Consider the following 13,374-nt stretch of genomic DNA (forward strand, 5'->3'; position numbering starts at 1 on the left):
CGCCGCCGCCCTCGCCCCGGAGGAGGACGAAGCCCTTCGCCGGGCGCTCGACGTGCCCGCCAGGGAGGCGGGCCCTGCCCGCCGGGTAGTCCGAAAACGCCTTTCACGGACCCGCAGGCCATGGCTACGGCGGGCAACCGCGCACGAAAGCTGGTCCATGTCCCGAGAAATCGTCACCGTCTGCCTGCCCCCCACCGACCCCGCCGACGTGACGGAAGCACGTGCTGCCGCAATGGCGCCGTTCTGGAACGACACCGAGATCCCGCCGGGCGACGTCTGGCAGGGCGAGTGGGAGTGGTGGCACGTCTACGGCGGATACCTCACGGACGGCTTCGCAGTCCGCACCGGGCACGAGGCCGATCCGCGGCTGATCCGCAACCCGCTCCTGCTCGACGGCCGACCGCGGCCGCCGCAGCCGGCCGGGCGCCGCGACGGCGGGCCGCGCGGCCTGCTCGACCTGGACGTCGACCGCACGCCCGTGGCAGAACAGGCAGGCACCGACTGGGACCGCTGGGCCGCCGTCAGCGCCGGCTTCGAACCCACGCTGTCCCTGACCGCCATGAACGAGCAGGCCTCCGACAGCGCGACGGCCCGGACCGCGTACCGCGAGCAGCCGGTCGTCCGGGCCGCGGCCGCCCTGTGAGCGAGCGACGCCCAGTCCGGCACGTCCGTGTCGATCGGTATCGCCGGCAGTTGCCAGGTCGTCTGCGCTCTGCGGCTTTTGCCCTGGCCGTAAATTCGTCGAGGCGGCGGGGGAGGGCCTGCCATGGCAGTTGAGGAGGAAACGTCATCGAACCGTAATGGTCAGGTGCCGCCCCCGTCGCCTTCCCATTCATCCTAAATGCCCATATTTAGAATGTCAGATTCTGGGTCGTTCAGTCATGTTTTTCCGTACGTCGCTTGACTACCGGTCAGCGCCCAACCGGGTGCCGCCACATGCTTTGACGTGCCGGTTTTCCGGCCGATAGCGTCAACTTGATCTCTTCTTTGCCAGCTCGGGGGTGCTGGTCGCTCCCGAGCGTACCTATCTCTGGAGCACCTGTGCGTACCGTTCGCAGACTGGCCTGGCCTCTTGGCGCGGCCCTGGCAATACCCGTGCTTGCCGCCCCGATACCGGCGACAGCCGCCGATGCCACCCCGCCGAGCACGGTGGAGGGCTTCGCCTACCCGGACGCGGCGAAGGTCTACGCCGACCGGAACATCACCCTGAAGTCCGGTGACGGGCACATCGTCCTCGCCGACTGCGCGTCGGGGCCCGGTCTGGTGCACGTGCTCAGCCGAGCGGCCAACCCGAGCGAGGTCTGCTTCCGGATCACCGGGCCGACCGGCTACCTGGCGGTGGAGATCCCGAAGGTCTACGACATCCGAGGCGACAACCACACTGTCAAGGCCACACTGAACACCGCAGGCAACGTCACCAGCATCGACGTCCCCAAAAACGTCTGGACGCCGGTCGGCGAGAGCGTCGGGGAAGCCACCACCCTGCTGGAGCTCACCTCGGTCGACGGACCTGCCGCGCCTGCCGCCTCCGGCGACTTCCCTGCCGTCGGCACGGTGACGTTCGGACAGTCCGGCCGCGCCGGCGCGCGTTCCTGCACGGCGACCCTGGTCGACCGCAACTGGGTGCTCACCGCAGCGGGCTGCTTCGGCGACAGCCCCGCCGAGGGTGCCCCCGCGACCGCCGGCACCGCCACCGTCTCCGGCCACACCGTCGCCATCGCCGAGCTCGTCCCGCGCGGCGATCGCGACCTGGTGATGGCCCGTCTGGCCAGCCCAATCGACGGCGTCACCCCGGCGGCCCTGGCCACCGGTGCCCCGGCGGCCGGGGAGAGCCTGCGCGTGCCCGGCTACGGCCGCACCGCCACCGAGTGGGCGCCCTTCAAGGTCCACACCACCACCCACACCGTCGGCGCCGTGGCCACCACCACCGTCGACACCGCCCCGGCCGCCGGCCAGGCGCCGCTGTGCCAGGGCGACGCCGGCGCCCCGCTGCTGCGCGAGCGCAACGGCACGACCGAGATCGCCGCCGTCGCCTCCCGCTCCTGGCAGGGCGGCTGCCTGGGCACGCCCGCCACCGAGACCCGCCCCGGAGCCACCTCCACCCGCGTCGACGACCTCGGTGGGTGGGTGAAGGAGCTGCGGTTCCGTACCGCGGACGTGCAGGCCGGTACGCACGTGCAGATCATCGGTTCCGACAACACGCTGTCGGAGTCGACCGCCGACTACAACGCCGGCCGCTGGACCCGTACCTGGACCCCGATGGGCAACAGCCAGCTCCTCAAGGTCGACAGCGTGGCGATCGGGGACACTGTCCACGTCTATGCGGTCGCAGGCGACGGTCACGTCTACGGCCGTGACGGCAAGGTCGGCGGCAACTGGGGCAACTGGAGCGAGGTCCCCGGCGGTGCCGCCGGTGTCAAGGATATCTCGGCCACCGCCCGCGGCAACCTCGTCGACCTCGTGATCGTCGGCGGCGACGGCTCGCTCTACGCCACCACCGGCGACTACAACGCCGGCACCTGGCGGCCGCAGTGGGACAAGATCGGCGACAACCACCTCAAGGCCGTCACCAGCGCCTTCTACAACAACACCACCTACGTCTTCGCCATCAACGAGGACGACAAAGTCTACACACGCTCCGCCGACTACACCGCCGGCCGCTGGACCGACTGGGTCGAACTGCCCGGCAGCCTGCCCAATGTGAAGGCCATCAGCGCCAGCACCCACGGCCACACCATCGACCTCGCGATCGCCGGCGCCGATGCGTTCTACAACACCAGCGGGCACTACGACACCGGCTTCTGGGACCCCCAGTGGACCAAGATCAGTGACAACCGCCTGAAGGCCATCACCAGCACCACCTCCAACAACGTCGTCCACGTCTACGCGGTCAACGAGGACGACAAGGTCTACGGCATCGACGCCGACTACAACGTCGGCCGCTGGACCGCCTGGAGCGACGTCCCCGGCGGGGCGGTCGGCGTCAAGGAGATCACCGCCACCAGCACCAGCTGACTCCCCCTCCGTCCCGGTCACGCCGCGCTGTTCCGGCGGGACCGCCGGGCGGGGACGCACCGCACGCAACGAAGAATCGGCCCGCCGCCCTGTCTGCCTCTGCGGGGCGGCGGGTCGGGTCGTGCGCGCGCCGCGCCTAGGCGTGTGGTCGTGAGTGATTTTCAGAGCCGTCGGCGGATCGTCGGCGGTCGTACGGCACTCCGGTGCCCGACAACAGAATGGGATTGCGAATTCCGATGAGGGTGTCATTGACCCCACGGGTCACAAGGTCGCGCCTCGCGGCCGGGCTCGTGGTCGGAGGCCTGCTGGCAGGGCTGTTGACGATACCGGCGGTGGCGGCCGACACGGCGCCCGCCACCGCCGCGGACCCGGACCGGGTGAAGGCGGTCGCGGCCTGGCAGGCCGGCGGACCGGTCGTACGCCACGCCGCCGAGACCGCGCTGACCGGCTCCGCCGACGACCTGAAGGCGTTCCTGGCTACCGGCCAGGTCGCAGCGGCCGACCAGGATATGCGGGCGCAGATCGAAACGCTCATCGCGAAGTCCGGCCCAGGACTGCGCGAAGCGGGAACGGACGCGCTCAAGGGCACGGCCGCCGACCTGAAGAACTTCCTCGACAAGGGCGCCCAGAAGGCCTTCGACGACGACCAGCGGGTCCGGCTGTCGCAGATCATGGCCACCGGCGGCCCCGGGGTGAAGGACGCCGCCGGCAAGGCGCTGGACGGCACCATCGCCGACGTCAACCGGTTCCTCAACGAGGGCCAGTTCAAGGCCCGCGACGACGACGACCGCGTCCACCTCTCCCAGCTGATGGCCGCTGGCGGGCCCGAGGTGAAGAAGGCCGCCGGCGCCGCGCTGGACGGCTCGATGGACGACGTCCAGCTGTTCCTCCAGTACGGCTACCAGACGGCCGCCGCGCACGACCAGGAGACCCTGACGGTCTCCCAGCTCGCCGACCTGACGAAGAACGCCTCCGGCCAGGCCGGGCAGCAGGCCCAGGCCGCCCAGGACGCGGCGGGCAAGGCCCTGGACGCCACCAAGCTGGCGAAGGAGGCCTCCGAACGGGCCGCCAACGAGACCAAGGCCGCCCAGGGCTCCGCCGGACAGGCGTCCAACGCCGCCGGCCGCGCCGCGGACGCGGCGAACCGGGCCGCGAACGCCGCCCAGACCGCCTCGAAGGCGGCGAAGGCCGCCAACGAGGCCTCCCGGCAGGCCGCCAACGCCGCGGCCGATGCCGCGTCGGCCGCGACGAAGGCCGGCAACGCGGCCGCCAGGGCGATGGCCGCCGCCGCCGGCGCCGCCGGTGACGCCGGCCAGGCGGACACGGCTCGCAATGCCGCCGTCACCGCCCGCAACGCAGCCGTCGACGCCCACACCGCGGGTGAGGCCAGCGCCTGGGCCGGCCGGGCCGCATCACAGGCCGGACTCGCCGCGCTGGCCGCCGCCGCCTCGGGTATCAACGCCCAGGCCGCCGCCGACGCCGCCGCAGAGGCCGCCAGCTACTCCGGCGTGGCCAGCGCGGACGCCGCCCGGGCCCGTCAGGCCGCGGCCCGGGCCAGGAGCGCCGCCACCGAGGCCACCCGCGCGGCGAAGGCCACCGTCGCGATCGCGAACCAGGCCGCCGCCGCAGCCTCCGAAGCCCAGCGGGCCGCCAACGACGCAGCCGCGCACGCCGAAGCCGCAGCCACCGCAGCCGAGGAAGCCGCGAAGCACGCCGGCGATGCGAACACCGCGGCCAACGTCGCGCAGGCGGCCGCCGACGCGGCCGACTCCTACGCCAACTCGGCGGCGAACTCCGCCAAGCAGGCCCACAACGTCGCCGACGTCGCCCGCGCCTCCGACCAGGAACGCCTCGACGCCCAGCAGGCCGAGGAGATGGGCAAGGCCGACGAGGCCTCCCGCGCCGCCGACCTCAAGGCGAAGACCGCAGCCTGGGAATCCGGGAAGGCAACCCAGCTCGCCGCCGACACCGAGCAGCTCATCAAGGACGCCACCGCGGCCGGGGCCGATGCGAAGACCGCCGTGCTGAAGGGCCGCCAGGCCGCACTGCGGCTGTTGGACTCCGCCGGCCCGTGGACGAGGACTGCCGCCCAGAGCGCGCTGGAGGGTGACGACAGCGCCGTCCAGGACTTCCTGAGCAGCGGTCTGACGACCGCCCGCGACTACGACGACCGCACCAGCGTCATGGCGATCGCCAAGTCCCCCGGCAAGCTGGAGAAGCGCCTCGCCGCCGAGACCGCGTCCGTCGGCTCCCCCGACCAGGTCCGGGCGTTCCTGGCCACCGGCCAGTACCCGGGCAAGGACGACGACGACCGCGTCCGACTGTCCCAGATCATGGCTGCCGGCGGACCGGGTGTGAAGGAAGCCGCCGGCAAGGCCCTCGACGGCACCATCGACGACGTCCGCGCCTTCCTGGCCACCGGCCAGTACAAGGCCCGCGACGACGACAACCGCGTCCAGGTCAGCCAAGCCCTCGCCAACGGCGGCCCCGAGGTCAAGGCAGCCGCCCAGGCCGTCCTGTCCGGCCCGGCCGACCGCCTGGTGCCGTTCCTGCAGTCGGGCCTGTTCACGGCCCAGCAGCGCGACGCGCTGACTGCCACCCACGTGGCCACCGTCGCGTCCTACCTCGCCACCATCGACGGTTCCGTCGCCCAGGCGCGCCAGTACGCCGCCCAGGCGGCTCAGTCCTCCGCTGACGCACGCGGCGCCTCCGACCAGGCGGCCGGCTACGCCAACCAGGCCAGCCAGTCCGCCCAACAGGCCCAGGGCTTCGCCACCCAGGCCGCCCAATCCGCACAAGCCGCCCAGGCAAGCGCCCAGCAAGCAGCCGGCTACGCCAAACAGGCCCAGGCCTCCGCGGCCACCGCCAACGCCGCCGCCCGCAGCGCCTCCACCTCGGCGGCCATGGCCACCGGCTACGCCAACCAGGCCAGCAAGTACGCGGCCGATGCCAAAACCGCCTCCGACCAGGCAAATGCCTCCGCCGCCGCCGCTGCCAAGAGCCGCGACGAGGCGAAGCAGGCCGCCGACGAAGCCATCGCCGCCGTCTTCACCAAACAGCAAGACGACAGCACCGACGGGAAACTGCAGAACGCAACCGCCACCGTCGACGACCAAGGCCGAATCTCCTTCATCGACGCCATCCCTCAGGGCGACCCGAACACGGAGATCGTCAAGAACGACCTGGACCGCTGCGAAGCCGGCGACGTGATGCTGTCGGCCTACGGCCACGTGATGAAGCCCCTCGACCCCACGGTCTGGCACAACGACGCGTCAGGGAAGTCGGTCTGCACCGTCACCCTCACGGTCAAAGCTACCGGCACCACCGACTACATCCTGAAGACCTGCCCCGAACCGAACCTCACGATCGCCGCCTGCCGCGGCAAGTACACCGTCTGGAACACCGTCCTCCTCAGCAGTTCCCCGGTGGACGCCCAGTACACGCAGACCGTCGACATCACCTACGCCGAGTACGTCAAGAAGTACCGGCCGAAGGTGGACACCGGCCAAATCCTGTACGACATGACGATCGGCGACTTCGTCAAGTGTTACGACGACCCCGGCTTCAACAAGTCCTGCGCCTTCGCCGCGGCCAACGCCGCCCCGTTCCTCCCCGTCCTGGCCAAGAGCGTCAAGGCCGTCGTCGCGTTCCGCTACGCGCTCACCACCGGCATCGGTATCGAAGACGCCAAACTCGCCGTTCAGGCCTCACTCGACGGCTACAGCAAGGCGGCCCTCGACAAGCTCACCGCCACAGCCGACGCCGTCGCCAGGTTCCGCAACTCGCTCAAGACCGGAATCGGCACCGACGCCGCGCTCGAAGCACTCCGGAGCGACATCAACGTCGACCGAACACTGATTCAACGATTCGACGCCCTGGCGTCGGCGGTGCTCGGAATCTGCAAGCGGAACAGCTTCCCTGCCGGCACCCGTGTGCTCATGGCCGACGGCACGAGCCGTCCGATCGACCAGATCCGCACCGGCGACTCGGTGCTGGCGACCGACCCGGCCACCGGCACCACCGGGCCGGAGAACGTCGGAGCCGCCTTCTACACCCCCGACGACCGTGACTTCACCGAACTAACGGTCACGGGGCCGAACGGCGTCACCGGAGCCATCACCTCCACCGACCACCATCTGTACTGGTCGGAAAGCAAACAGAGCTGGCTCAACACCGCCGACCTCGTCGCCGGCGACACCGTCCGGACCACGGACGGATCGGCCGTCCGGATCACCGGCACGCGGCACTGGACGTCCCCGCAGCCCGCGTACAACCTCACCGTCAACGACATCCACACCTACTACGTTCTCGCGGGCGCAGTCCCCGTTCTGGTGCACAATGCGGGCTGCTGGGAGGTATCTGAGGACGTCCTGGACGAGATCTTCGACGCCCACGGGCCGGCTGTCACCGACGGCGTCGAGTACAACATCAGGCGGTACAACGAGGGCGATGTGTCCCACGCGCCGAACGGCATCGGCACGAACCCCAAGGCGCTGGCCGAGTACCTCGCGTTGCCCCGGATCTTCAAGTACAAGGACATCGAGACCGGGAACGAGATCTTCTTCGACGAGGCCAGGCAGGTCATCGTGATCAAGACCCGAACCAACATCCACGCCTACAACTACTCTAAGAAGTCCTGGGACAACGCCGTGGGAACGAAGTACGTGGAGAAGTAGACGGAATGAAGACCGAATACATCGACGGAGAATACGTCCTGAAGCTGGACCGGAGTGAGCTGGTGGTCGTCATCTCCGCGATGCTGACCGCGGACAATCTCACCGCGTCGGACGAAGCCCTCTGGGACTACATCGGCCGCACGCGGGAGGACTTCCAGGAGATGACGACGCGAATCGCCGACTTCTGCCGGTCGGTTCCGTATACGCCCGATGGGGATTCCTTGCCCTAGCGGAGGAAACTCGTAAGAACCTGACATCAGGACACTAGTGAGGCCTGGCAGGCGAACCGGCGAAATCGCCGCCGCCTGCCAGGCCTCGCCGTTGCATCCCGGACGGCTGCGAGCCGACATACCCCAGCCCCGGCCGCGGCTCATTCCGAACCCTCCAGCGGCAGCCCGACCACTGCCAGCCGCCCCGTCACGTACTCCCGCACTCCACGTCGCCGCACACAAGCTGCCTCCTCCACGCCACCACCTGGGAACTGGAGTACACCGACGACCGGGACGGCCTCATCAAGGTGTGGCAGATGGCGGCGAAAGCTGGGAGGGGTGTTCCAGGCTGGGTGCCGAAGGAACCCGTGAGCAAGGACGAACGCGAATCAACGGCGTAAGCGGGCAGACGCTGCAGGCCGTCGGCCGGTTACTTCGGTGCACACGCGAGCACAGGCCATCTCGTCCGGAGGACGGTACTCGGCTCGCGAGGCGGCCGGCGGGCACCCTCTTCTGGAAGGGCCTCATCCGTCGCGGCCTCCTCGCTTCCCTGGGCGAGAGGGAGCGGCCAGGGCCCTGTTCGAGTAGTTGTTCAGTCCGACCGTCTCCGGCATCCCAGCCGTGCTCTTGGGCTGCTCTGGCCTTCTTGGAGTCCCTGATGTCTGGGTTTGTTACGATCCAGGCGCAAGGAGAACCACGAGGAGTGCCAGCACCACGCAAGTACCCCGATGAACTCCGCGAACGCGCCGTACGCGAGGTCCGCTCGACCGGCCGCCCCGTCGCCCATGTGGCCCGCGACCTCGGCATCCACAAGGAAGCCCTCAGGTCCTGGGTCCGTGATCACGCGATCGCGGACCCACGAAAGTCGGGGCAGCTCAGCTACTTCTCTCCGTGGCTCGCACGCGCGGCTCACCGCCGGGCATCCGCCGCTTCCGCACGGGCCAGCTTCGCTGCCCGCTCGGCCAGGCGCGCGGGACAGAACTCCTCCTCCGTCCGGTGGTTCACCGCCTGGCGCAGCTTGCGGCCGGCGGGCCAGCGGGAGCCGCGGGCGTGGCGGCGTACGGCTCTGGGAGGCACGTTCAGGAGGGCCGCGAGCAGGCGGATCGCCCGCTGGGTGGTCTTGTCCGGGCTGAACCGGTAGTCCATGCTCAGCGGGCCGTCGGCGTACTGCTCCAGTAGCGCCAGGAGCCGTGTCTGGACGGTGCGCAGCCCCGCCACCGGGCAAGTTGCCCCAGCTGTCGGCGTCGTGGGCCTGGCCGGGCGTTGTGGTCTTCTTCGTCGTCATCATGACGCCACTCTGGCCGAGGTTGGCTGTGGACAGCGGCGCTGACGACGGAGCACCGCGGCCCAGCCGGGGGTCACCGGCTGGGCCGCGCTGAGGCAGTGGGCCCTGGAGGCCCTGGGTTGTCGGTCAGAACTGGTTCTGGTCCAACTTCTGTGGTGTCCCTACTCTCTGTGGCTGTTGATCTCGCCGGAGCGTCACCCGAGATCGTCTGGAAACGGCCGGTGACGGCGGCGTTCGGGGTGATGGTTCTGGGCTGTGCGAGAGGTACTGCTCCAACTGGAAGAGCTGCTCTTCCTGTCGGCTCCGGAGATCAGGGTGGTGTCGGTGCAGGACGACGGCGACGTGATCCGGGTCGGTGTCAGATCCCGGACGGCCGAGGCTCGCTGCCCGGGATGCGGGAGCTGGTCGGGGCGGGTGCACGGTTCCTACCTGCGGTTTCCCGCCGATCTTCCCGTGGCAGGGCGGCGGGTGGTGCTGCGGCTGCGGGTCCGCCGGTTCACTTGCGAGGACACCTCATGCGAGCGGCGAACGTTCGTCGAGCAGGTCACGGGCCTGACCCGCCGACACCGCCAGCGGACCGAACGAATGCGGTCGGCGCTGGCCGAGGTCGGCCTCGCGGTAGCCGGCCGCGCCGGCGCCCGGCTGGCCGACGTCTTCGGCGTGAAAGCCAGCCGGAACACGGTCCTGCGACTGGTCGATGCACTCCCGGAGCCTCAGCCGCGGACCCCGAGGGTGGTCGGCGTCGACGAGTACGCGATGCGCAAGGGGCGTGTCTACGGGACCGTCCTGGTCGACGTCGAGACCCGCCGACCGATTGATTTGCTGCCGGATCGCGAGGCGGCCACCGTCGCGGCCTGGCTGGCCGAACGCCCGGGGATCGAGGTCGTCTGCCGCGACCGTGCTCCATTCTTCGCAGAGGGCGCCAGCATCGGGGCACCCACCGCCGTCCAGGTTGCCGACCGTTTCCACCTCTGGCGCAACCTCGGCGAAGCCGCCGAACGGTTCATCTCCCGCCATCGTTCCTGCCTGCGCGCGACCACCACTGATTCGGCCCCGGAGAAGGCAGAGGCCCAGGCGCCGGCAGACGGCGGGTCGCCATGGCCCACCGGGCACCGGTTCGCCGACCGCACCCGCGCCAAGCACGCCACCGTCCACGCGTTGCTGGCCGCTGGCCACAGCCGACGCTCGATCCAGCGCCAGCTCGGCATGACCTACCGCACGGTCCAGCGGCTGGCGGACGCCGCGAGGCCGGAAGAGCTGTTCCAGGGGCAGTGGCAGAACCGTAGGACCAAGCTCGACGACTTCAAGCCGTACCTGCACAACCGGTGGGCCGAGGGCTGCACGAACGCCTGGACCCTCTGGGAAGAGATCAAGACGCACGGCTACCGCGGCGGCTACGGAGCCGTACGCGCCTACCTTCGCCCGCTCCGCACTACCCCGACCGCACCGGCAGCCCGACCACCGTCGCCGCGGACCGTCGCCGGGTGGATCCTGACCCACCCCGACACCCTGCCGGAGAACGAGCGACTCAAGCTGAAGTCAGTACTCGCCGGCTGCCCAGAACTGGACGCGCTCGCCGGTCACGTCCGCGCGTTCGGAAAGATGATCACCGAGCTCCAAGGCGACCGGCTCCCGCAGTGGATCAAAGCGGTCCGCGCCGACGACCTGCCGAGCCTCCACACCTTCGTCAACGGCCTGGAACGAGACCTTGCCGCCGTCACCGCCAGCCTGACCCTGCCCTGGAGCTCGGGCGTCGTCGAGGGCCACGTCAACCGGATCAAGATGCTGAAGCGACAGATGTACGGACGAGCTGGGTTCGCGCTCCTGAGGAAGCGCGTCCTCCTCGCATCGTGAGCTGATCGAACTGCCGGCGGACTACGTGAGGAGCCGGAAGCCGGTTTGTCTCGACCATGCCTTGATGAATTCTGCGGAGCCATAGGCAGCCGGCAACGTCGGCCAGCTTGTTCTCGTCGTGGCGATCAGTCCCGGAAGGCCGTCCACGATTGCCCTCTGTCCCTGGGCCAACTCGGCGTTGGCAACACCGCCAATTACGTCCATGATTGCCACGGTCAACAAGGCGGTTGCGACATGGTCGATCGGTTCGTTGGCGAGGGCAATGACGTTGACTGCATGGGTTGGTGTGAAGCCGATGAGAGCTTCCTGATCGACCTCCTCGGGGTGCTCGGCTTCGAAGATCCACTCGTCGCCAATCCCAGGCCCCATGAGCGAGACCAAGAACGGCCGGTGACCATCGATTTCATCGGCGTCCGCAATGCCCAAGCTCTCCGCCTGGATCTGCAGGTCATACTCACCGACGCGCTTCTCCTCAAGGCGTGTCGACAAGCCCGCCAGCAACTCGCGCAGCCGCTCGATGACGGCAACGGGTACCGCCTCCGCCAACTCAATCGCCAACACCGGGCCACCCATAGGTTGGAGCCTAACCAGTGCAGGCTCCCGCCCCAAACAGTTACCTAGCGTGTGGCCTCCACAGAAGTTGGACCAGAACCACAACTCACCTGTAAAGCCACCGCCGTCGACGCACTGGCGCTCGGCCTGCTTGGATACAGGTATGAACAGCGGCAGCCATCAGGAATCGGGCCTCTCGAAGAGTGTCTGGAGCGACACCGACTTCGAGGAGATGGGATGGCACGACGCCACCGTCCACGGCCTGTACGTGCAGCAGACGCAAGACGTCCTGCCTCGGCTTCTGCTCGACCTCGACTACATCGTCCGCTGGGTCCACCCGGTCCGGCCGGCAAAGAACTTCTCCTTCTGGATCGCCCCTGCGACGCTCGTCTTCGAAGAGGTCTGGGACCTTGAGGGCGACCTCGGTTTCAAGGGCATGCATCCGGAGCTGGAGATCGACTCGGTGCGCCGGCTGACGTCGGACGACGGCAGGCAGGACTGGCCGCAATGGCACGTCGAAGGCCACTCGTTCGACCTGAAGTTCCGCGCGTCGGGCTTCCGTCAGTACTTCCGCGACACCCCGCGGCTCACGTCGGTCCAGGCCCTGTCCGCAGCCGAGCGCGGAGGCTGCTGCTTCACCGAGGTCGGCTTCGGCTGAGCAGGTTCGGTCCCGCGTCCTCGACCGGGAGCGGGTGACACCACTCGGCAGTACGCCACGGGCCTCGTCCCGAACCCGGTCTGACCTGAGTTCAACTCCTGGCCGATGGCGCCCGAAGGGACCCGCCGAGACGGTCGCCACCGCTGGACCGGGTTCGGACCGTCGGCGAGCGGCTGAACGCCCTATCCGCCCGCCTGTCGGACAGGGCTGAGGTGCCGTCGCCGACCCACGCACCCCCACGCACCGCGCTCGAACTCGAACTCGAACTCGACTGACGCCGGGACGGCCGGCGGCCCTGACACCGGCCATGGGGCGCCCGGCCACCGGTGTGTGACCGCCACGGTGGCCGGGCTCTGAACCCCGGTGGCACGGGTCCGGACGATGAAGAGGGAGATGTCCACCGCCCGAACCACGCTCTCGACCACCGGTCCTCTTCTCACCCCGATCCGCCCCCGCAAACCACCAGGCATCGCAGAAGGCCACCGGCAGTGGCGACGACGTCCAGGGCGTGCTCGGAGAACACCCTGCCCTGGCCGTCCCGCTCGGGGCGCAGCGCGGACAGCTTCGCCCCGGCTGGGAGCAGGGCGGCGGCCTCGCGGCGCCCGGTCGCGGTCAGGGTCCACAGCTTGCGGTTGTCCGGCAGGCGCAGATCCTCCCGCACCCTCCCCGCACCCTCCCGGCGGCCTTCAGGTCGACCACGGCGTCGCGGGTCGCCCGATCGTTGCGCTGTCCCGGCAGGACCAGATGCCGCAGCTCCCGCCCGGTGGCGCGCCGGAACAGGCCATGGCCGGGCTTGTGGACGCTGGCCCATCGCGGCGGCCTGGGTGTCCAGGCCCTCACCGTCTGGGTCTTTCGCACCGAGGCGGACACGCTGGAGACTGGCTCGGCAGGAACGCAGCCTCGCCGGTCTTCCTCGGTCTGCCGACGATTCGACAGCATCGCAGCCCCCGCCGTGCAGTGAGGCTCAGCACGGCACGCCTGCGACGCTGTCGTCCAGGCACGACGGCGTCGGGCCCTGAGTCCTGTCCGACAAATGACCAGACAAATGAGCAGTTGAACACCCCATCGGACAGACGTCGACCGCCGGATGTCGCTGGCGACGAGGTCACCGGGCGGTCTGGAACC

Annotated in this window: 9 protein-coding genes and 1 pseudogene; 7 read left to right on the forward strand and 3 right to left on the reverse strand. The window is 69.6% G+C overall.

The window, feature by feature from the left end:
* Positions 1–157 precede the first annotated feature (157 nt).
* The 5 genes and pseudogenes from AB0O19_RS29190 to AB0O19_RS29210 all read left to right on the forward strand — a co-directional run.
* Positions 158–643 carry a hypothetical protein gene (locus AB0O19_RS29190; protein WP_363623755.1) on the forward strand — a complete coding sequence of 162 codons (486 nt, stop codon included), beginning with the start codon at positions 158–160 and terminating at the stop codon, positions 641–643.
* Between the two features lie 452 nt (positions 644–1,095).
* Positions 1,096–3,015: a trypsin-like serine protease gene (locus tag AB0O19_RS29195; protein ID WP_363623757.1), complete on the forward strand. Its 1,920-nt coding sequence runs from the start codon at positions 1,096–1,098 to the stop codon at positions 3,013–3,015.
* Positions 3,016–3,347: 332 nt separating this feature from the next.
* Positions 3,348–7,691 (forward strand): polymorphic toxin-type HINT domain-containing protein, encoded by a 4,344-nt coding sequence (locus tag AB0O19_RS29200; RefSeq protein WP_363623759.1) that lies wholly within the window; start codon positions 3,348–3,350, stop codon positions 7,689–7,691.
* A gap of 5 nt (positions 7,692–7,696) precedes the next feature.
* On the forward strand, positions 7,697–7,921 hold the full coding sequence (locus AB0O19_RS29205; RefSeq protein WP_363623761.1) for a hypothetical protein: 225 nt from the start codon (positions 7,697–7,699) through the stop codon (positions 7,919–7,921).
* Positions 7,922–8,558: 637 nt separating this feature from the next.
* Positions 8,559–8,684: pseudogene (locus tag AB0O19_RS29210) on the forward strand (hypothetical protein); the annotation flags it as partial.
* A 125-nt stretch (positions 8,685–8,809) separates the two neighbouring features.
* Here AB0O19_RS29210 and AB0O19_RS29215 read toward each other — a convergent pair.
* Positions 8,810–9,118, reverse strand: a complete 309-nt coding sequence (locus tag AB0O19_RS29215) for a hypothetical protein (RefSeq protein WP_363623887.1) — start codon at positions 9,116–9,118, stop codon at positions 8,810–8,812.
* 322 nt (positions 9,119–9,440) lie between these two features.
* Between AB0O19_RS29215 and AB0O19_RS29220 the strand changes: the two genes are divergently transcribed.
* Positions 9,441–11,039, forward strand: coding sequence for an ISL3 family transposase (locus AB0O19_RS29220; RefSeq protein WP_363623763.1), 1,599 nt, complete (start codon positions 9,441–9,443; stop codon positions 11,037–11,039).
* A 21-nt stretch (positions 11,040–11,060) separates the two neighbouring features.
* On the opposite strand, the gene AB0O19_RS29225 is transcribed toward AB0O19_RS29220, so the two are convergent.
* Positions 11,061–11,612: a DUF6368 family protein gene (locus AB0O19_RS29225; protein ID WP_363623765.1), complete on the reverse strand. Its 552-nt coding sequence runs from the start codon at positions 11,610–11,612 to the stop codon at positions 11,061–11,063.
* 142 nt (positions 11,613–11,754) lie between these two features.
* On the opposite strand from AB0O19_RS29225, the gene AB0O19_RS29230 reads away from it, so the two are divergent.
* Positions 11,755–12,249 (forward strand): hypothetical protein, encoded by a 495-nt coding sequence (locus tag AB0O19_RS29230; protein WP_363623767.1) that lies wholly within the window; start codon positions 11,755–11,757, stop codon positions 12,247–12,249.
* 436 nt (positions 12,250–12,685) lie between these two features.
* Here the strand turns inward: AB0O19_RS29230 and AB0O19_RS29235 are convergent, their stop codons facing one another.
* Positions 12,686–12,910, reverse strand: a complete 225-nt coding sequence (locus AB0O19_RS29235; RefSeq protein ID WP_363623769.1) for a hypothetical protein — start codon at positions 12,908–12,910, stop codon at positions 12,686–12,688.
* Between the last annotated feature and the right edge of the window lie 464 nt (positions 12,911–13,374).

This window comes from Kitasatospora sp. NPDC091276 (assembly GCF_040684355.1).
GTDB lineage: Bacteria > Actinomycetota > Actinomycetes > Streptomycetales > Streptomycetaceae > Kitasatospora.